At 59.9% G+C, this 19,585-nt stretch carries 20 protein-coding genes and 1 pseudogene; 7 read left to right on the top strand and 14 right to left on the bottom strand.

What is annotated here, in order from left to right:
- Window positions 1-44: 44 nt before the first annotated feature.
- The 5 genes and pseudogenes from ACQRBT_RS21575 to ACQRBT_RS21595 form a co-directional block, all read right to left on the bottom strand.
- Window positions 45-1,337 carry a PQQ-dependent sugar dehydrogenase gene (locus ACQRBT_RS21575; RefSeq protein WP_412046135.1) on the bottom strand — a complete coding sequence of 431 codons (1,293 nt, stop codon included), beginning with the start codon at window positions 1,335-1,337 and terminating at the stop codon, window positions 45-47.
- A complete protein-coding gene (locus tag ACQRBT_RS21580) occupies window positions 1,334-1,747 on the bottom strand; it encodes a DUF2231 domain-containing protein (RefSeq protein ID WP_060752684.1) in 414 nt (137 codons plus the stop codon). The genes ACQRBT_RS21575 and ACQRBT_RS21580 overlap by 4 nt, the downstream gene beginning before the upstream one ends.
- Window positions 1,748-1,870: 123 nt before the next feature.
- Window positions 1,871-2,638 carry a methyl-accepting chemotaxis protein gene (locus ACQRBT_RS21585; RefSeq protein WP_372241657.1) on the bottom strand — a complete coding sequence of 256 codons (768 nt, stop codon included), beginning with the start codon at window positions 2,636-2,638 and terminating at the stop codon, window positions 1,871-1,873.
- 135 nt (window positions 2,639-2,773) lie between these two features.
- Window positions 2,774-3,823 (bottom strand): annotated as a pseudogene (locus ACQRBT_RS21590) (cache domain-containing protein); the annotation flags it as partial.
- Between the two features lie 205 nt (window positions 3,824-4,028).
- Window positions 4,029-4,589, bottom strand: coding sequence for a cysteine hydrolase family protein (locus ACQRBT_RS21595; RefSeq protein WP_412046134.1), 561 nt, complete (start codon window positions 4,587-4,589; stop codon window positions 4,029-4,031).
- 123 nt (window positions 4,590-4,712) lie between these two features.
- Here ACQRBT_RS21595 and ACQRBT_RS21600 point away from each other — a divergent pair, with 123 nt between their 5' ends.
- A complete protein-coding gene (locus tag ACQRBT_RS21600) occupies window positions 4,713-5,225 on the top strand; it encodes a GNAT family N-acetyltransferase (RefSeq protein ID WP_090370768.1) in 513 nt (170 codons plus the stop codon).
- On the opposite strand, the gene ACQRBT_RS21605 is transcribed toward ACQRBT_RS21600, so the two are convergent.
- Window positions 5,212-5,844, bottom strand: a complete 633-nt coding sequence (locus ACQRBT_RS21605; protein WP_060752688.1) for a TetR family transcriptional regulator — start codon at window positions 5,842-5,844, stop codon at window positions 5,212-5,214. The genes ACQRBT_RS21600 and ACQRBT_RS21605 overlap by 14 nt on opposite strands.
- A 111-nt stretch (window positions 5,845-5,955) precedes the next feature.
- Between ACQRBT_RS21605 and ACQRBT_RS21610 the strand changes: the two genes are divergently transcribed.
- Both ACQRBT_RS21610 and ACQRBT_RS21615 read left to right on the top strand, forming a co-directional pair.
- Entirely contained in the window at window positions 5,956-6,612 is a 657-nt protein-coding gene (locus ACQRBT_RS21610; protein ID WP_060752689.1) for an O-methyltransferase, read from the top strand.
- Window positions 6,613-6,786: 174 nt separating this feature from the next.
- Complete coding sequence (locus tag ACQRBT_RS21615) at window positions 6,787-8,985, top strand: OsmC domain/YcaO domain-containing protein (RefSeq protein WP_412046133.1); 2,199 nt, start codon at window positions 6,787-6,789, stop codon at window positions 8,983-8,985.
- A gap of 140 nt (window positions 8,986-9,125) precedes the next feature.
- Here the strand turns inward: ACQRBT_RS21615 and ACQRBT_RS21620 are convergent, their stop codons facing one another.
- The 6 genes from ACQRBT_RS21620 to ACQRBT_RS21645 all read right to left on the bottom strand — a co-directional run bounded on the left by ACQRBT_RS21620 (window position 9,126) and on the right by ACQRBT_RS21645 (window position 14,112).
- Entirely contained in the window at window positions 9,126-10,292 is a 1,167-nt protein-coding gene (locus ACQRBT_RS21620; protein WP_090370776.1) for a cystathionine gamma-synthase, read from the bottom strand.
- On the bottom strand, window positions 10,289-11,665 hold the full coding sequence (locus ACQRBT_RS21625; RefSeq protein ID WP_412046132.1) for a pyridoxal-phosphate dependent enzyme: 1,377 nt from the start codon (window positions 11,663-11,665) through the stop codon (window positions 10,289-10,291). Before ACQRBT_RS21625 ends, ACQRBT_RS21620 begins: the two co-directional genes overlap by 4 nt.
- Window positions 11,666-11,697: 32 nt before the next feature.
- Complete coding sequence (locus ACQRBT_RS21630) at window positions 11,698-12,180, bottom strand: VOC family protein (RefSeq protein WP_090370780.1); 483 nt, start codon at window positions 12,178-12,180, stop codon at window positions 11,698-11,700.
- A gap of 52 nt (window positions 12,181-12,232) precedes the next feature.
- Window positions 12,233-12,619, bottom strand: a complete 387-nt coding sequence (locus ACQRBT_RS21635) for an ester cyclase (RefSeq protein ID WP_412046131.1) — start codon at window positions 12,617-12,619, stop codon at window positions 12,233-12,235.
- Entirely contained in the window at window positions 12,616-13,200 is a 585-nt protein-coding gene (locus tag ACQRBT_RS21640) for an AAA family ATPase (RefSeq protein ID WP_411984226.1), read from the bottom strand. Before ACQRBT_RS21640 ends, ACQRBT_RS21635 begins: the two co-directional genes overlap by 4 nt.
- A gap of 66 nt (window positions 13,201-13,266) precedes the next feature.
- Window positions 13,267-14,112 (bottom strand): nucleotidyltransferase domain-containing protein, encoded by an 846-nt coding sequence (locus ACQRBT_RS21645; RefSeq protein ID WP_412046130.1) that lies wholly within the window; start codon window positions 14,110-14,112, stop codon window positions 13,267-13,269.
- 235 nt (window positions 14,113-14,347) lie between these two features.
- Between ACQRBT_RS21645 and ACQRBT_RS21650 the strand changes: the two genes are divergently transcribed.
- Window positions 14,348-14,875 carry a GNAT family N-acetyltransferase gene (locus ACQRBT_RS21650; protein WP_412046129.1) on the top strand — a complete coding sequence of 176 codons (528 nt, stop codon included), beginning with the start codon at window positions 14,348-14,350 and terminating at the stop codon, window positions 14,873-14,875.
- Window positions 14,876-14,887: 12 nt separating this feature from the next.
- Here ACQRBT_RS21650 and ACQRBT_RS21655 read toward each other — a convergent pair whose 3' ends face one another.
- Window positions 14,888-15,511: a LysE family translocator gene (locus tag ACQRBT_RS21655; RefSeq protein ID WP_060752697.1), complete on the bottom strand. Its 624-nt coding sequence runs from the start codon at window positions 15,509-15,511 to the stop codon at window positions 14,888-14,890.
- Between the two features lie 234 nt (window positions 15,512-15,745).
- Here ACQRBT_RS21655 and ACQRBT_RS21660 point away from each other — a divergent pair, with 234 nt between their 5' ends.
- The 3 genes from ACQRBT_RS21660 to ACQRBT_RS21670 all read left to right on the top strand — a co-directional run bounded on the left by ACQRBT_RS21660 (window position 15,746) and on the right by ACQRBT_RS21670 (window position 18,706).
- Window positions 15,746-16,048: an ArsR/SmtB family transcription factor gene (locus tag ACQRBT_RS21660; RefSeq protein WP_060752698.1), complete on the top strand. Its 303-nt coding sequence runs from the start codon at window positions 15,746-15,748 to the stop codon at window positions 16,046-16,048.
- A gap of 61 nt (window positions 16,049-16,109) precedes the next feature.
- Window positions 16,110-17,084 carry a zinc-dependent alcohol dehydrogenase family protein gene (locus ACQRBT_RS21665; protein ID WP_060752699.1) on the top strand — a complete coding sequence of 325 codons (975 nt, stop codon included), beginning with the start codon at window positions 16,110-16,112 and terminating at the stop codon, window positions 17,082-17,084.
- A gap of 455 nt (window positions 17,085-17,539) precedes the next feature.
- On the top strand, window positions 17,540-18,706 hold the full coding sequence (locus tag ACQRBT_RS21670) for a (R)-mandelonitrile lyase (RefSeq protein WP_060752700.1): 1,167 nt from the start codon (window positions 17,540-17,542) through the stop codon (window positions 18,704-18,706).
- On the opposite strand, the gene ACQRBT_RS21675 is transcribed toward ACQRBT_RS21670, so the two are convergent.
- Window positions 18,669-19,562, bottom strand: coding sequence for a LysR family transcriptional regulator (locus ACQRBT_RS21675; RefSeq protein WP_060752701.1), 894 nt, complete (start codon window positions 19,560-19,562; stop codon window positions 18,669-18,671). The two genes, ACQRBT_RS21670 and ACQRBT_RS21675, sit on opposite strands and share 38 nt — an antisense overlap.
- Between the last annotated feature and the right edge of the window lie 23 nt (window positions 19,563-19,585).

Here is a 19,585-nt window from a genome sequence, read left to right on the forward strand (position 1 = left end):
GGCAACAATATGGTTGCCTCGGGCAAGCATGTCAAACCCTTTGCCTACGGATTGCGCGTCACCCGCCAAACGGTGTTGGCCAAGTCATCGGCGATGATCAGCGCACCTTTCGGGTCCACCGTCACGCCCACCGGGCGCCCCCGGGTCTTGCCGTCGTCGCCGCGAAAACCGGTGGCGAAGTCAACGGGTTCGCCGGATGGCTTGCCGTTGCTGAACGGCACGAAGATCACCTTGTAGCCCACCGGGTTGTCGCGGTTCCAACTGCCGTGTTCGCCGACGAACACGCCGTCGGCGAACTTCTCACCCATTGCGGGGATGGAGAAATCCACACCCAACGCTGCAACGTGGGAGCCCAGGCTGTAATCGGGTTTGACCGCCGCTGCCACTTTCGCCGGGTTCTGCGGCTGTGCGCGGCTGTCGACGTTCTGGCCCCAGTAGCTGTAGGGCCACCCGTAGAAGGCACCCTCGCGCACCGAAGTCAGGTAATCCGGCACCAGGTCGGGGCCGAGTTCATCGCGCTCGTTGACCACTGTCCACAGTTGGCCGGTGCCCGGCTGCACCTTCAGCGCCGTCGGGTTGCGCAGGCCGGTGGCATAGGGTTTGTGCGCGCCGGTGGCGGCATCGATCTGCCAGACCATCGCCCGGTCGATCTCCACTTCCATGCCACGCTCGGTAATGTTGCTGTTGGAGCCGATGCCCACGTAGAGCTGGCGCCCGTCGGCGCTCACGGCCAGGGACTTGGTCCAGTGGTGGTTGATCTGCGCCGGCAGGTCAGTGACTTTGACGGGGGGCGCGCTGGCTTTGGTCTGGCCATCGGTGTAGTCAAAGCGCACCAGCGCGTCCTGGTTGGCCACGTAGAGTTTGCCGTCGGCGAAGGCCAGGCCATAGGGGGCGTTGAGATTGTCGGCAAACACGGTTTTCAGCTCATAAGTGCCGTCACCATCGGTATCGCGCAACAGGGTCAGGCGGTTGCCGCCTTTGACCTGGGTATTGCCCTGGGCCTTGATCACACTGGCAATCACGTCTTTGGGCTTGAGCTTGGCCGCGCTACTACCACGGCCTTCGGCGACCAGAATGTCGCCGTTGGGCAGGACCAGGGTTTGACGCGGGATGGCCAGGCCGGTGGCGATGGCGGTGACACTGTAGCCTTCGGGCACTTTGGGTTTTTGCGAACCCCAGGGCGTGGGTTCGGCAATTTTCATGCTCGGCAACAGGCTGCTTTGCTGCTCCGGCAGCTTGGGGTCAGGGCCGTGAGGTTGCGGTCTGTCGGCTTCGCCGCCACAAGCACTGAGCAACAGTGCTGCGCTTAACAGGGTCAGGGTGTGGGCAGTCTTCATTGGGCACCTCCCGAGCGCAGGCCGGTCCAGGTGGCGGCCAGCGTCAGCAGCGTCACGATCACCGACAGGACCAGCCCGGCAGGCATGGCGGCGTAGGCGTCTTTGGCGTGCTGGAACGCGTTGATCAGGCCCAGCACCCAGGTTGCCACGAGCAATAGCACGTAGACGGTCGGTTGCCCGGCTTTGTGTTCGGCACGCAGCAGGTTGATCAGTGCGCACAACAGCGCAAGACCACAAAACACCAGCGCGCCGGCGATCAGCCATGAGGCGAAGTTGGCCCACTGAATCTGGTAGGTCTGGGTGTAGGCGATATCACTGAGCAGGGCACCCAGAAACAACGGCACGGTACCGGCGAGCAGCGTCGTGTGCAGCGGCCCGGGGGCGTAGCGATAGGCGGGTAGGGTGGTCATGGGATGGCGGCTCCTTGTTATACAACGCCCCTGGAATCGGGGCAGCGCATAGGAAAGGAGCCCTGCGTTTGTCAGATAGTTCAGTGTATTTCGTATCGAAAGAATGACGGCACAGTGCCCGCGCTAGGACTTGAAGCGCCCGACCAGCCCGTTCAGTTCTGCCGACAGGTTCGACAACCGCCCCGAATCATCCTGCGCCGAGTGGGCCAGGGTCTCGACTAAACGTGCCTCGTCATAGATCTGCTGGATATGCCGGTTGATCTCCTCCGCCACGCTGTGTTGCTCTTCGGCGGCGGCGGAAATCTGCAGGTTCTGGTCGCGGATCTCATTGACCGACAACTGAATGCCTTCAAAGCTGTCGCGCGCGCTCTCGATGGACGACACACTGGCCCGGGACAGGTCCAGGCAACTGCTCATCTTCTGCGTGACTTCCTCGGTCTTGCTGCCGAGGGTACCGAGCAGGCTTTCTATCTCGCCGGTGGAGTCGGACGTGCGCTTGGCCAGCGCGCGCACTTCATCCGCCACCACCGCAAACCCCCGGCCTTGATCACCGGCCCGGGCGGCTTCGATGGCGGCGTTGAGGGCCAGCAGGTTGGTCTGTTCGGCAATGGCGCGGATGGTACCGAGTATCTGGTTGATGCTGCGGCTGCCGGCTTCGAGTTCGACCATCGCCTGGGACGACTCGGTCAAGCGCCGACCCAGGCGGTTGACGTTATCGGTGGTCACCTCGATCTGCTGCTTGCCTTCGGCCACCCGGCGATGGCCATTCTCGGCGGATTCCGCCGCGCCACTGCATGAACGCGCGACTTCGTTGGCCGTGGCAACCATTTCGTTGAACGCCGTGGACACCAACTCCACGGCTTCACGCTGGCGCCCGGCCGCTTCGTTCATGTTGTGCGCCACTTCGCTGTTGACCTTGGACGCGTCGTGCAAGTTGGTCGAGGCCGCACCGATATGCTGGATCAGTTGCCGGATCGCGGCGAGAAACTTGTTGAACCAGCCGGCCAGCTCGGCGGTTTCATCCTTGCCCTGCACCTGCAACTCATGGCGCAGGTCACCTTCGCCCTGGGCGATCGACTGCAAGCCGGTGCTGACCTGGCCAATCGGCTTGACGATCACCTTGGAAAACGCCGCGGCAATCAGCCCGAAGATCAGCACCAGCACCGCCACGATCACGGCGGTCAGGTAGGTCATGCGCGTGGCGGCTGCCATGACTTCGTTGTATTCGATCAACCCCACATAACGCCAGCCGAGGCCCGGGGAGGTCCAGACGTTGGCCATGTAACGCACACCGTCGATCACCACCTCGGTGGAACCCTGGGGCGTATCGGCCAACTGCGCATAAGGGGCGCCGAGGTCCTTGAGCGGCTTGAAGTTGTGCGCCGCATTGCGTGGGTCGACCAGCACCACGCCGTCCTCGATCAGCATCACATAGCCGCTTTCACCCAGCTTGATGCTCTTGAGCAATTCGGTGAGGTTCTTCAGCGACACACTGACCACGAACACTCCCTTGGGCTTGCCGGTGTTATCCAGCAACGCCCGTGCGGTGCCCACCAGGGCGACGTCATCTTTGTCGTAATAGTAAGCCGGGGTGCGCACGGTCTTGCCGGGGCTGGCCATCGCCGCCTTGTACCAGGGGCGAGCGCGCGGATCGTATTTGGCCAGTTGCGGGTCATCCGGCCATTTGGCGTAGGTGCCGTCTTCCAGGCCGATGGACAGGATCGCCGCCGACGGATGCGTCGAACCGAAACGCGCAAACTGCTCAATCACCTGCTGGGCCTGCGCCGGCATCGGCTGGCTGGGCGCATTGGCGGACTGGTAGTCTTTCAGCGTGTTCACGGAAGTGTATACAGGATCGGCAGCCATTTGATCGACGTTCTGCACCGTGCCATCGAAGAACTGCCGAATGTTGCCGTCGATCTGGCGGATCTCACGGGTGCTGCCATCAATGAACTGCTCGACCGCCTGAGTGCGCGTATTCATCACGGAGATCACTGCAACCAGGCTCACCGGGATAAAAGCGACGGATACGAAAGCAAGCACCAGCTTATTTTTTATTTTCATCGGGACGACCATCAGCGGGGAGGGCGGCCAAATCACCCTTCCCGAAACTGCGGGTAGGCGATTTGATATCACTGTCTGTTTCGGCTCGATGTGGATAAAGCTTTAGCGGTATTTTGTGTACAACAAGGAATAATTTTGTTCTGAAAAATCGCCTCGATAAGCGCTGTGCAAAGCAGCGATGCACCGATGCACTTGCGTCCGACTCCGACCGACCTTGTCAGCAGCAAGCCAATAACTGAGTCGTCTCGGCGATCCTGGCGTAATCCATTGCCAGGTTACTCAGCGACAGAGCATGCACGTCCTCGGCCGGCCAGAGGTGGCCGCGCAAGTCGGTTTGATCAAAGGTGTAGCAAGCATCCTCGACGACGATGACATCGAAGCCCAGGTTACCGCCGGATCGCGCGGTGGCTTCGACAGAGTTGTTGGTAATCACGCCAGCGATCACCAATTGCTGGATCGAGCGCATGTGCAGCCAACGCTCCAGGCCGGTTGCAGTGAAGGCATCGGGAACGTTTTTTTCCACGACATGCTCATGCTCGAGCGGCGCCAGCGCGGCCTGGAATTCGCAGCCCGGCTGGCCGGGCCAGAACACCGAGCCAGGGGTGCGGGAAATATGCCGGACATGCACGACGGGGCGCCGGGACTGCCGCCACGCGCTGAGCAGGTGCTGTAGGTGCAATTCGGCGTGCGGATTATTGCGTCGCCCAAGCTTGGCGTCGTTCATGCCCTGTTGCATGTCGATGATCATCAATGCCGCGTTTGTCGCTAACGGTTCCATGGCACATCCCTTCGCAGGAGAGGAGCAAAACATATCAGCGATTGCGCAAATCCAGACAGGGATTTGTTCGAAAGCACCCGGCATTGTCTTTACACTGCGATCGCCATCCCGAGTTGAGATCCTATGCCTGCCCACATCCGCTTCGCGCATCGAGAGGACGCGCCTTTGTTACCCGCCATTGAGCGGTCTGCTGCCCAGGTGTTCCGTGAGATCGACGGGTTGGGCGGGTTGGCGGACAGCGCCACCCTGACGGTCGAGCGCCATCAGCAACTGATCGCTTTATCGACCTGTTGGGTGGTGGTCGACGCCAACGATCAGCTTCAAGGCTTCCTCAGCGCAGAACCTCAGGATGGCGTTTTACATATCCATGAGATGTCAGTTGCGCAAGCCGTCCAGGGCCAGGGCTGGGGGCGCAAGCTGCTGGAGACCGCCAAGGACTATGCCCAATCAAATGCATTGCGTGCGGTGACGCTGACGACGTTCAAGCACGTGCCGTGGAACGCTCCGTTCTACACACGACTGGGGTTCAAACCCGAAACGGACCCGCGTCTGGCGCAAATCCTGGCGGATGAATATGCCCACGGGTTTGAGCCTGGCAGCCGCTGCGCGATGTCGTGGAGCATCAGCCTTGGTTGAGCGTATTCACATAAGCATGAAACATGTCCGCCATACCGTCCGCGTAAACCGCAATCTCTGCCGGCGTACGCGGGCTGCCTGAAAAGTCCTTGCCCACCGAACTGAGGGTGGTGAGGATCAGGTCGCACGCCAGGGCGCGGGATTCGTCGCGTACCTCGGGCAGCAGTTCCAGCATGAAACGCTGGAACGCCTGGCGACCTGCCGCGCGCACTTGCACGGCTTCAGGCGCATCCCGATACAGTGGCGCTGCGTCGTGCAGAGCCCCGCGCATCTGCGCTTCCTCGCATTCGGAGTGGATGAAGGCATGCACCAGGGTCCGTAGACGCGTCAACGGTGGCTCGTCGGCAGCGTCGAGGATGTCACACAGCATTTGCGTGGTCTGTTGCCACTCATCACTTTGCAGTCGAAACAGAATCGACGCCTTGTTGGGAAAGTACTGATACACCGAGCCCACACTCACACCGGCCTTTTCCGCCACCCGCGCGGTGGTGAAACGGGTGGCACCTTCTTTGGCCAAAACCTGAGTAGCGGCCTGCAGGATAGCCGCCACCAGTTCGGTGGAACGGGCCTGTTGCGGTTGCTTGCGCGAGGAAATACGCGGGGTCTGGCGGGTGGTCATGGAGAGCTCCGGCTGCTGGGCCAATGCGAATAGCGAAGACGATGAATCACTCGCATACTTTTAATGCGACGAATTAGTCGCATCCTAGCCCCAACCTGACGGAAAGCAACCATGACGACCCTGACCACCGCGCCATTGGCGCCGCTGATCGAACGCCTCTACACCCAAGCCAATGCGGCCACCAGCCCGATCATCGACAGCGTCCCCCGCGAAGAGCGCGACCGCCTGATGCACAGTAAAACCGAATACCTGGCGCTCTACACAATGCTCAAGGACCTGTGGCTGCCGGTCTCCCGCGACACCGGCAACCTGCTTTACATGCTCGCCCGCAGCAGCCGGGCACGGGCCATCGTCGAGTTCGGCACCTCGTTCGGCCTGTCCACGCTGTTCCTGGCTGCTGCCTTGCGCGACAACGGCGGCGGGGTGCTGGTCGGCAGCGAATTCGAAGCGTCGAAGATCGCCCTGGCACGCGAGCATTTCATCGAAGGAGGGGTCAGCGACCTGATCGAAATCCGTGAAGGCGATGCGCTGGTTACCCTGGCCACGGGGCTGCCGGAAACCGTCGACCTGTTGCTGCTCGACGGCGCCAAGTCGTTGTATGGCGATGTGCTGGGCCTGGTGGAAAAACACCTGCGGCCCGGTGCCCTGGTGGTGGCCGACAACACTGACTATTGCCCGGAGTACCTGGCGCATGTGCGTTCGGCGGATAACGGTTACCTGTCCGTGCCCTTTGCCGATGATATTGAGCTGTCGATCCGCCTGCGCTGATACTCCGCGCTGGCTGAACGCCAGCCGCACGGCCCGAAGATCATCCCGGTGGTGGGGTCCATCCACCGGCTTGACCCACCGATCAGCAGTTGATTGGCAAAACCCTGAAACTTCCCGGCGAAAATCCTCATAATAGCGGCCATTTTGTTTAGCTCGTTATTCTGGTGTGCCCGCATGGAAATTAAGGTCAACTTTCTCGACAACCTTCGGCTTGAAGCCAAGTTCGATGACTTCACGGTGATTGCCGATCAGCCGATCCGCTACAAAGGCGACGGTTCGGCACCGGGGCCATTCGATTACTTCCTGGCTTCGTCAGCGTTGTGCGCGGCGTACTTCGTCAAGCTTTATTGCCAGACGCGCAATATTCCGACTGAGAATATTCGCCTGTCGCAGAACAATATTGTCGACCCGGAAAACCGCTACAACCAGATCTTCAAGATCCAGGTCGAGTTGCCGGCGGATATTTCCGACAAGGACCGCCAGGGCATCCTGCGTTCCATCGACCGTTGCACCGTGAAAAAAGTCGTACAGGCCGGCCCTGAATTCGTCATCGAAGAAGTGGACAACCTCGATGCCGATGCCCAGGCGTTGCTGATGCCCAACTCTACTTCCTCGACCGGTACCTACATTGCGGGCAAGGACCTGCCGCTGGAACAGACCATTGCCAACATGTCCGGCATTCTGGCCGGCCTGGGCATGAAGATTGAAATCGCCTCGTGGCGCAATATCGTGCCTAACGTGTGGTCGTTGCATATCCGCGACGCGCATTCGCCGATGTGCTTCACCAACGGCAAGGGTGCGACCAAAGAGGGCGCCTTGGCGTCGGCGTTGGGCGAGTTCATCGAGCGGCTCAACTGCAACTTCTTCTACAACGATCAGTTCTGGGGTGAGGAACTGGCCAACGCGCCCTTCGTGCATTACCCGGATGAGCGCTGGTTCCAGCCGGGCCCCAAGGATGAGCTGCCGCCGGAAATCCTCGACGCCTACTGCCTGAAGATCTACAACCGCGATGGCGAGCTGCGCGGTTCGCATCTGTTCGACACCAACTCGGGCAATGAAGAACGCGGTATTGTTTCGCTGCCTTTCGTGCGCCAGTCCGACGGTGAAGTGGTGTACTTTCCGTCCAACTTGATCGAAAACCTCTACCTCAGCAACGGCATGAGCGCGGGCAACACCTTGGCTGAAGCGCAGGTTCAGTGCCTGTCGGAAATCTTCGAGCGGGCGGTGAAGCGCGAAATCATTGAAGGTGAATTTGCGTTGCCGGACGTGCCTGCCGAGGTACTGGCCAAATACCCGAGCATTCTGGCGGGTATTCAAGGCCTTGAAGCCCAAGGCTTCCCGGTATTGGTCAAGGACGCGTCCTTGGGCGGTGAATTCCCAGTGATGTGTGTGACCTTGATGAACCCCCGCACCGGTGGCGTATTCGCCTCGTTCGGCGCGCACCCCAGCCTGGAAGTGGCCTTGGAACGCAGCCTGACCGAACTGCTGCAGGGCCGTAGCTTCGAGGGCTTGAACGACCTGCCGCAGCCAACGTTCGAAGGCCACGCGGTGACCGAACCGAACAACTTCGTCGAACACTTCATCGATTCCAGTGGCGTGGTTTCGTGGCGCTTCTTCAGTGCCCAGTCGGATTATGAATTCGTCGAGTGGGATTTCTCGGGCCATGGCGAAGACTCCAACGCCCAGGAAGCCGCGACCCTGTTCGGGATTCTCGAAGGCATGGGCAAAGAGTCCTATATGGCGGTGTACGAACACCTCGGTGCCACCGCGTGCCGCATCCTGGTGCCGGACTACTCGGAAATCTACCCGGTGGACGACCTGATCTGGGACAACACCAACAAGGCGCTGTTTTTCCGCGAGGACATCCTCAACCTGCACCGTCTCAGCGATGACGAGCTGAAGGGGCTGGCCGAGCGCCTGGTGGAAAGCGAACTGGATGACTACACCGACATCACCACCTTGATCGGCATCGAGTTCGACGACAACACCGCGTGGGGGCAACTGACCATCCTGGAGTTGAAGCTGCTGATTTATCTCGCCTTGCAGCAATATGAAGAGGCGAAAGAGTGCGTGGAGATGTTCTTGCAGTACAACGACAACACTGTCGACCGCGGGCTGTTTTACCAGGCGGTGAATGCGGTGCTGGAGATGCATCTGGATGAAGATCTGGAGCTGGAGGACTACGAGGCCAACTTCCGCCGGATGTTCGGTAATGAGCGTATGGACGCAGTGATTGGCTCGGTCAACGGCAAGCTGCGGTTCTACGGCTTGACGCCGACCAGCATGAAGCTGGAAGGCTTGGACCGGCATCTGCGCTTGATCGACAGCTACAAGAAACTGCACGCGGCGCGGGCCAACATCACCTCAGCCTGACCCATATGTCGGTGGGAGGGTGCTTGACGCCGGCCAGCACGAAGCTGCGGGGCAACATCATTTCAGCCTGACGCCTTTGTAGTGAGCGGGCTTGCCCCGCGCTGGGGGGCAAGCCCGCTCACTACAGCCACTAGGGGTGTTTAGATGTATGACAGGGCATGGGCCAGGTCTGCGCGTAGATCTTCCACCTCTTCGACCCCCACCGACAACCTTACCAACCCATCGCCAATCCCCAGCTGCGCCCGCGTAGCGGCCGGGATGCTCGCGTGGGTCATGATTGCCGGGTGTTCGATCAGGCTTTCCACGCCGCCCAGGCTTTCCGCCAGGGCGAAGATCCTGACGTTTTCCAGGAAGCGTGTGGCGCCGGCCAGGTTGCTGTTCAAGTCGACTGAAATCATCCCGCCAAACCCGTGCATCTGCCGGCGGGCCAGCTCGTGCTGTGGATGAGACGCCAGCCCTGGGTAATACACCCGTGACACTTGCGGCTGTTGTTCCAGCCAGGTGGCCAGTTCCAGGGCGTTGCTGCAATGGCGTTCCATGCGCAGCGCCAGGGTTTTCACGCCGCGCAGGGTCAGGAAGGCATCGAACGGACCGGCGATGGCGCCGACCGAGTTCTGCAGGAAGCCCAGGCGCTGCGCCAATTCCGGATTGTGACCCACAACGGCGATGCCACCGATCACGTCGGAATGGCCGTTCAGGTACTTGGTGGTGGAGTGCACCACAATGTCGAAACCCAGCTCCAGCGGGCGCTGAATCCATGGGCTGGCGAAGGTGTTATCGGCGACGCAGATAATCCCGCGATCCCGGCAGATACGCGCGATTGCACTGAGGTCGGTGAGGCTCAGCAGCGGGTTGCTCGGCGTTTCGACCCAGACCATGCGCGTGTTCGCCTGCAACGCCGCCTCAAACGCCGCGACATTGCTCAAGTCGACGTAGCTGAAGGTGTGCCCGGCACTGCGTTGGCGCACTTTGTCGAACAGGCGAAAAGTGCCACCGTACAAATCGTTGCCGGAGACGATATGCGCGCCGGCATCGAGCAGTTCCAGCACGGTGGAGATCGCCGCCAACCCCGAGGCGAAGGCAAACGCCTGGCTGCCACCTTCGAGGTCGGCGACGCAGCGTTCCAGGGCAAAACGCGTGGGGTTATGCGAGCGCCCGTAATCGAACCCCTGGTGCACGCCGGGGCTGCTTTGCCGGTACGTGGAGTTGGCGTAGATCGGCGGCATCAACGCGCCCGTGGTCGGGTCTGGAGATTGCCCGGCATGGATCACGCGGGTGGCGAAAGCGCTTTTATCGGACTGACTCATGCAAGGGATCTCCGTAGGTGGTTGAGCAGGTCGACGCGGGTAATCAAGCCGTGGAAGCCTGAGGCGTCGGCGATGATGGCGACCAGGCCGCGATCTAGTTCGGCCTGCAACTCAACCAGGCTGGCACTCGGCGACAAGGTGTGCAGGGTGTTGGTCATGGCGCTGGCAACGATCATGGTGAACTCCGCAGCGTCATGATGTAGCCCCAGTAAAATATCGGACTCGTCGATCACCCCGACCAGTTGCTGGCCATCCACCAGCACCGGCAGTTGCGAGACATCGGCCAGGCGCATGCGCTGGAAGGCGGTGAGCAAGGTGTCATCGGGGCTGACGCTGATCACCCGGCCGTCTTCGAAGCGCCGGGCGATCAGGTCGCGCAGGTCGCCGTAATGCTTGTAGTGCAACAGGCCGGCATCCTGCATCCATTGGTCGTTATAGACTTTCGACAGATAGCGCGTGCCGGTGTCGCACACGAACGTGACCACGCGCTTGGGCACAGTCTGCTCGCGGCAATAGCGCAGGGCGGCGGCGAGCAGGGTGCCGGTCGAGGACCCGCCGAGAATCCCTTCGGCCTTGAGCAGTTGACGGGCGTGGTCGAAGCTCTCTTCATCGCTGATGGAATAGGCATGACGCACGCTGGAAAGGTCGGCAATCGACGGCACAAAGTCTTCCCCGATGCCTTCCACGGCCCAGGAACCAGGGGTTTCCAACTGGCCGCTGCGGCTGTATTCGGCCATCACCGAGCCCACCGGGTCGGCCAGCACTATTTCCAGCTCTGGCTGCACGCGTTGGAAGAAGCGGGTCAGGCCGGTGAGGGTACCGGCCGAGCCGACGCCCACTACGATCGCGTCGACGTCGTGCTGGGTCTGTGCCCAGATCTCCGGCGCGGTGCTGGTTTCGTGGGCCATGGGGTTGGCGGGGTTGTTGAACTGGTCGGCGAAAAACGAGCCGGGAATGTCCTTGGCCAGGCGTGCGGCCACGTCCTGGTAGTACTCGGGGTGGCCCTTGCCGACGTCGGAGCGGGTGATATGCACTTCGGCTCCCATGGCCTTGAGGTGCAGCACCTTTTCGGTGGACATCTTGTCGGGCACCACCAGCACCACGCGGTAGCCCTTGGCCCGGCCCACCAGCGCCAGGCCCAGGCCGGTGTTGCCGGCGGTGGCTTCGACGATGGTGCCTCCGGGGCGCAGGCGGCCGTCACGCTCGGCGGCGTCGATCATGGCCAGGCCGATGCGGTCTTTGATCGAACCGCCGGGGTTCTGCGATTCCAGTTTGAGAAACAGTGTGCAGAGGCCAGTGTCAAAGCGGCTGACCCGGACCAACGGTGTGTTGCCGATCAGCTCGAGTACGGCGGGGCGGGGTTGTACGGGCATGGGGTCACCTGGGGGCTGAAGGGGCCTAAGGGTCAACGTCCGGCTACGGCAGCCTCGATGGCGGCGACGTCGATCTTGGTCATGCTCATCATGGCGTCAAAGGCGCGCTTGGCGATGGCCGGGTCGGGATGGCTGATCGCTGCGCTCAACACTCGCGGGGTGATCTGCCAAGACACGCCCCACTTGTCCTTGCACCAGCCACAGGCGCTGGCCTGGCCACCGTTATCGATAATGGCGTGCCAATAACGGTCGGTTTCAGCCTGGTCGTCCGTCGCCACCTGGAACGAAAACGCTTCAGTCTGCGGGAACACCGGGCCGCCATTGAGGCCCAGGCAGGCAACGCCCATCACCGTGAATTCGACGGTCAACACGTCGCCTTGCTTGCCCGAAGGGTAGTCGCCCGGCGCAAGGTGCACGGCGTCGACGCGGCTGTCGGGAAAGGTCGCGGCATAGAAGGCCGCCGCCTCCTGGGCGGTACCGTTGTACCAGAGGCACAGGGTATTTTTATGCTTCATCTCAACGCTCCACTGGGTTGATGGGTGCGTGGAGTTTAGACGACGCCAGCCATCACAGCTGTCGTTCGACCGCCGCCTTGTCGATCACCGACCAGACGTGCGCAAATCTGCCGTTGTCGACTTCGTAAAAGACGTTCTCATCAAAGACCACCTGTTTGCCGTTGATCGGCAATCCGAAAAACTCCCCACGAGGGTGAACGTTGAAGTTAAGCCGGCTGGCAATCCTGGGCGGGTCGATCACCAGCAGTTGGATGCGAAACACCAGGTCGGGAATTTCGCGAAAGTCGCGCTCCAGCATGGCGCGATAACCCGCGAGCCCTACGGCGGTGGCGTTGTAGGTGACGTCAGGCGCGACGAAATCACCCAGGTGCGCCCAATCCTGGCGGTTGAGGCAGTCGATGTAGCCGTTGTAGAGATCGGTGAGTTCGGTTTTGGTCATCGAATGTTTTCTCTTAAAGGGGGCTTTCCTGTTGCGGGCCAGGACGCTACTTGAGACAACGCATGAATGACATCCGCCGCCATCTTTTCAGCACTGCTCAACCCATCGACTCTGACAATCGGAACGGTTTGCTTCGACAACCACCGTTCGTGGCGCGCCCTGTTGCGCCCGGAAAAGGTCGGGTCGTCGTACCGCGAAGCCCATTCCTTGAAGGCCACATGGATCTCATGCATGTCGCCACCCGGTTCGAGTCTATCGCCATAGCGCTGTTTTTCACGTGCGGCCAGGCGTTCAAGGCGAACAGAGGTTGGCGTTACAACAAACACAATCAGGTCAGCGTTTTTGATCAGTGCATCTCCCCACTCCGCACAAGAACCGGTGAGTACCCAATTGTCATCACCGAAGCGTTGCTGAATCAGCGCCACGCGTTCCTCGGGCGCACGTTTGGTTGTAAACGGTGGGTTAGTGGGTAGCCAATAAAAGTCATCGACATCGAAGTGACGAAGGCTGAGTGAAGAGGCGAGGGCATGACCCAGTGTTGTCACGCCTGCACATGACGCGCCTGTGATGTGGATCCGCACCTTTCCCTCCATACAACGTTGTTTTTGAGGTCAGCAAGAAGCGTTTGGACGTTTATGTACGGGCCTCTAGCGAACATCATGATTGCCTTGCTCAAGCTCGCTTGGCGTGTGACCCGCTTCGTCCCGAAGCGCAAGCCGATGGGTTTCTTTAACCATCCAGGTCAAAAAATCGCGTAGCAGGCACGCAAATGCTTTTGACTCAGCACAAGGACTCCTCGCCTCAGACAAGAAAAAAGAGACCTGCATTCCCATGTCGGGATAGTGATGCACAAACAGCTCGACGTGCTCTTCCAACGTTTGTGGCCACATCAGGTCCTGTTCGACGCAAAGTACTTGAGTCGAGCGGATGAGTTTGCGTGAGGCCTCTCGTTGCAAGCGTAGTGATTGCGCAGGCGTGGTCGTCTGATCGATAACTTCGGCATAGCGTGCCAACACGGTCTCAAAGTCACCATTGACGGCAATGGCGATGTCACGCGACGGCTTGAGCCGATCAAAGCGGTTGCTCAGGTCATTTCCCCACAAGCAACGGCAGTGGTGCTTGAGCCAGTACCCCCAGCTCAACCGATTATCAGCCGCCAGTACTTCAGAGCGACTGCCGATGTCGAAATCGATTTTGATGACTTCAGCATGCTGACTTTCCAGCCTGCGCTTTTTCGATTCGAGTATTTCCAGATCCTGTGATGTAGCGGCGCTTTGCAGCACAAGGGTCAGGTCAAGGTCAGAACCGCCCGGAATGGCGTCGCCTCGAGCAACACTGCCGTAGATATAGATTCCATCCAGTAGGGGGCTCGACTGCGTGAGCGTCGTGCAAACGTCCCGCAATAAATCCTGGAATTGTGGCTGCATCTCGACGTTGGACGGGGTGAGGATATAACCGTCTGCATCAATGCCACGAGGATCAAGTCGTTCCATGAAGCCGTCCGTGAGTTGGAGTGAAAATAGGGGCGGACTGAAATTGTGGTCTGAACCTGGCTTTATTCCTTCAAACCCTGCGTGTCGTTGCAACGACAAATCCTAATGCGCTACCGATAGGTCGTCTATTGTCGAGCACTTCGGACCATGACTGTCATCAGTGTTTCGTCGTCAGGGGACATATTGAGGCGACTGACTACCTCTAGCGCTCAATGACCAAACAAGGCCTTCATCAATGATTCGCAAAGCATTACCTACCGACGCAAGGGCGATTGCCCAGGTTCATATCAGCAGTTGGCAAGATGCCTATCGGGACTTGATGCCTGCCGAATACCTGACCTCGTTGCAAGCCACTCTGGCTCAGCGTGAGGTGTTTTGGGCTCGCTCGATTGAAGCGGGCGAATCGAACGTATGGGTGGCTGAGCTGGGCAAGCAGGTCGTTGGCTGGATCTCGGTCGGCGCCAGCCGTGATGAAGATGCCGCCCAGGGGCAGGTGGGTGAGGTCATGGCGATCTACCTGTTAGCCGGGTGCTGGCACACCGGTATCGGGCTCGCTTTGTGGAAAGCCGGCGAGCAGTACTTGATGGCGCAGGGCTTTCAGCGTTTGACGATTTGGGTCCTGGCCGGTAATCAAAGAGCTATCCGGTTTTATCGCCGGGCCGGGTGCGTGGAGGAAACCGGGAGCGAGCGCGATCTGCAGAGGGGCGGGACAGCACTGGTCGAGGTGAGATACGGGTTATCCTTGACCCCACCCCGGTTGTGAGCCCCGACGACATCATCCGGCCCGGCGTGCGGTCAACAGCACCGTCGCCGCAGCCGACAACAACCCTGCGCAGCAACGATTGAATATCCGCTTGCCCCGTGGCTCGGCAAACCAGCGGCGCATGTGCAGGCCCATGTAGGCATAAGCGCTGATGGCGATCCACTCCAGTGCCAGGAACAGTGCACCCAGTAGCGCGAACTGTGGCGTGATCGGTTGGCCGGGTACTACAAACTGTGGAAGGAAGGCGGTGAAGATCAGGATGGCTTTCGGGTTGCCTGCCGCCACCAGAAACTCCTGGCGTGCCAACCCCCACAAACCCACCTTGGCCGTACTCGCCTGCGCCTCTGCCTGGGGATTGGCCCGCCACAACTGAAACGCCAGATAAAACAGGTACGCTGCCCCCAGAATCTTGATCCCGTAGAACAACAACTCCGAGGTTTGCAGCACCACCGCCAAGCCTGCAGAGGCGAGGGCGATCATGCCGGCGAAAGCCAGCAGGCGGCCGATGCCCGCGAGGCAGGAGGTACGGTAGCCGTAGCGTGTGGCGTTGCTCACGGACAGCAGGTTGTTGGGGCCTGGGGCCATGTTCAGGGCGAAGCAGGCGGGGAGGAAGAGGGTGAGGGTGGTCAGGTCCATGTGCACTCCAGTGTCGACTCGGGCAGAGGTGGTCACTAGGGTAAGAGAGGGGCAGGGGCTGTAACAACCGATGAATTCAAGCCGGTATCCGCTTTGCCTGAGCTGACTGATCCAGAATGACCTTGCCGTTGCTATGAGCACTCGAACTGACGTCTCTTCTCGTTGAAGCGCCACGGAGGTGAAGGCTAGCTTTTTGAATTGACATATCGGTAAATCTCGATATGATCCGGCGCTATGGAATTGATCGAAATATTCAAAGCCCTTTCGAACCCCACGCGGCTTGAGATTCTGCAAGGTTTGAAAGACCCCGCCAAGAACTTCCCTGCACAAGACGAGGGTGACGTTCTCACGGTCGGCGTTTGCGTCAGCAGTATTCAAGAAGGTGTCGGGCTGTCGCAGTCAACGGTGTCGGGTTACCTGACGACGCTGCAACGGGCAGGTTTGGTTGAAGTCCGGCGCATAGGCCAGTGGACCTACTACAAGCGTAATGAAGCAGCCATCAGCCGGCTTGCCGAGATCATAGGCAAAGCATTGTAATTTTTTACATCAGGATATCGAGAAATCGAGATATCCCCAATTGGCGAAAAGAGGATCCTCCATGAAAGCGCTGATACTCAATTCATTTGGCGGCCCGCAATCGTTCGAACTGTGCGAGGTGCCCAAGCCGGTGCCACAAGCGGGGCAAGTGCTGGTCCGAGTCCATGCAACCTCCATCAACCCGTTGGATTACCAGGTCCGGCGTGGCGACTATGCCGATCTGGTGCCGCTACCGGCTATTACCGGGCATGACGTTTCCGGCGTTGTTGAAGCAGTGGGGCCGGGTGTGACGGCTTTCGTTGCGGGCGACGAAGTCTGGTACACCCCACAAATATTTGATGGGCCAGGCAGTTATGCCGAATACCACGTGGCGGCCGAGAGCATCATCGGCAAAAAACCTTCTTCGTTGAGCCATCTTGAGGCGGCCAGTTTGAGCCTGGTCGGCGGGACGGTATGGGAAGCCCTGGTGGTGCGTGCCGCACTCAGGGTGGGGGAAAGTATTCTGGTGCACGGTGGCGCGGGCGGCGTCGGGCATGTGGCGATCCAGTTGGCCAAAGCTATCGGCGCCAGGGTGTTCACCACGGTGCGCGAAGCCAACGCTGAGTTTGTACGCAACTTGGGGGCCGATGTAATCATCGACTATGAAAAGGCGGATTACGTCGACGTCGTCATGGCGCAAACCGGTGGCCTCGGCGTTGACGTGGTGTTCGATACGATCGGCGGCGACACCTTGTCGCGCAGCCCTGACGCGTTGGCACAACTGGGCCGCGTTGTCTCTATCGTGGACATAGCACAGCCCCAGAACCTCGTGAATGCCTGGGGCAAGAACGCAAGTTATCACTTTGTGTTCACCCGTCAGCACCGCGGCAAGCTCGATGAGTTGAGCGCACTGGTAGAGCGTGGCCAGTTGCGACCGCACATCGGGGCGGTCTATTCGCTGGCCGACATTGGGCTTGCCCATGCACGCCTGGAAAGCCGCAACAACGGCGTTCAAGGCAAAATCGCAATTGCCGTTGGGCTATCGCTCATCCCATAGCAAACTTTGTCGACGTTTCAGGGTGAATGGAGCCCGTGACGCGTTACTGGGTATAGACGGGCGGCCGAGATTATTTGTGCACGTTCTTATCAAACATCCCTAAGGCGGCGAAGCGGTGCTTAGTGATGAGCATCGCTCCTGGCCGACATCCGATGTACTGTCCTCGTCCTGCGCCCATCTCATCAATTCATGCACTACTGATATAACTCCTATGTCATTCCTTCCATTTATATATTAATCCTCAAAAGCTATCGTGCACCTACCCCCTTGAACACCTGTATCCCAGGGGGCAGCCCTATGGGCGTGGTGTTCGGCATGTCGGCCGCTAAGCCTGATTTAACCGATCACCCGTTAAACCCTTTTCGTGCGATGTATCGGCTGGCGTCTTTGCGAACAGCACCATTGAGCGACTGACCCTGTTCGATGCCAGAACATCCTGGCTTGAGGATTTCATCATGAAAAAAACCCTTATCGGTATCGCGATGTGCGCTACCACGCCGCTTGCCGCTGACGCTGAAACCGTCAACGAGAACGACCACACCCAGCAGATCCTGCGCGCAACCACCCAAGCGTCGATGGCAGGGCCGCAAGCCTATTTTTCCGGGCAGGTTCGTGTTGATCCGCTGTTTCCTGCCTCTGATGAGATCAATGCGTCGGGCGCCTATGTTAGCTTTGAGCCGGGTGCCCGTTCGGCCTGGCATACGCACCCGGCAGGGCAGCAGTTAGTGGTCATATCGGGTATCGGACTGACTCAGGAGTGGGGCAAGCCGGTACAGAAAATTTTGCCAGGTGACGTCATCGTCTGCCCGGCGGGTGTAAAGCATTGGCATGGCGCGGCCCCGAACAGCGCCATGATGCACCTTGCGGTGACCGGCAGCGTAGACGGTAAAAATGTGGAGTGGCTGGAGAAGGTTACAGATGCCGAATACCGTACGCTTACGTCGTCACAGGCCGTGGCCGCTGAGGCGCTCTCGTTGACGCAACAGGCTATCCCGCTGATCGCGGCATCGATGGCCACCAGTGATCTTGCAGCGCTCGATGTGGCGTTGAACCGGGGTTTGGACGCAGGGTTGACGGTCAGTGAGACCAAGGAAATCCTGGTGCAGCTCTATGCTTACGTCGGCTTTCCCCGCAGTTTGAACGCGCTGGGTGAGTTGATGAAGGTGGTGCAGGTCCGCGTGGAACGGGGCATCGAGGATAATCCGGGTTCCGAGCCGACGCAGGCGATCCCTACGGGGGATCAGTTGTTGGCTGTGGGCAAGGCCAACCAGACAAAAATCGCGGGTGCACCGGTCCAGGGGCCTTTGTTTGATTTTGTCCCGGTGATCAACCAATACCTGCAAACCCATTTGTTTGGCGATATCTTTGCGCGGGATAACCTTGATTGGCAGAGCCGCGAACTGGCGACGGTGGCCGCGCTCGCAGTAACACCGGGCGTAGAGGCGCAGTTGCGTGCCCACGTGGCGGCCAGCCTGCGGGTCGGCTTGAATGTTGCGCAATTGCGTGAGTTGGCGCAGTTACTGCTGGACCACGATCAAGCCCAGGCGGCCGAGCGTGTGGGGGCGGCGCTGGATCAGCACTTGGCTAGCCACGATAACGTAGAGCCTCGCGTAACAAAGTGAACGCGGGTGAGCTCTGGCGGCGGCTTGGGTAATACAGATGGTAGCCGCAGAAGGGTTCGCACCAGTCTTCCAGTACCCGAATCAGCCGCCCCTGAGCCACATGCTCGTGCACCAGATCTTCAGGCATATTGGCCAGGCCCAAGCCTTGCAACGTGGCATCCAGCCGCATGGCGATGGTGTTAAACACCAGTTGCCCTTCGACACGTACGTTGATTGCCTGGCCGTTCTTTTCAAACTCCCACGCATATAGCCCGCCGTGAGTGGGCATGCGCAGGGTGATGCAGTTGTGCGCCATGAGGTCGTTGGGGGTCAGTGGCGTCGGGTGGCGGGCGAAATAGGCGGGTGACCCCACCACCGCCATGCGCATGTCCGGGCCGATGCGCATGGCAATCATGTCCTTGGCCACTTGCTCACCCAGACGAACGCCGGCATCGAAACCTTGGGCGACGATATCAGTGAAACCGTAGTCCACGATGATCTCGATGTTGAGGTCAGGGTTATCCGGCAGCAGCTTGACGAGCACCGGTTGCAATACACTGATTGCCGAGTGTTCACCGGCGTTAATGCGCAGTTTACCCATCGGCCTGTCGCGGAATTCGCTGAGCAGGGCAAGTTCGCTGTCGATTTCTTCGAACCTGGGGGCGATGACCCGTAACAGGTGCTCACCCGCTTCGGTCGCCGACACGCTGCGTGTGGTTCGCGCCAGCAGGCGTACACCCAATCGATCTTCAAGCTGGCGCATGGCTCGGCTCAACGCCGGTTGTGACATGCCGAGCTTCGCCGCTGCACGGGTGAAGCTGCGCTCCTGAGCCACAATCGAGAAGATCGCCAGTTGGTCGTAACGCTCGGTGGTCATTGAGACGGGCCTGTCATGAGCAG

This window comes from Pseudomonas sp. R19M, from assembly GCF_050312585.1.
Taxonomy (GTDB): Bacteria; Pseudomonadota; Gammaproteobacteria; order Pseudomonadales; family Pseudomonadaceae; genus Aquipseudomonas; species Aquipseudomonas palleroniana.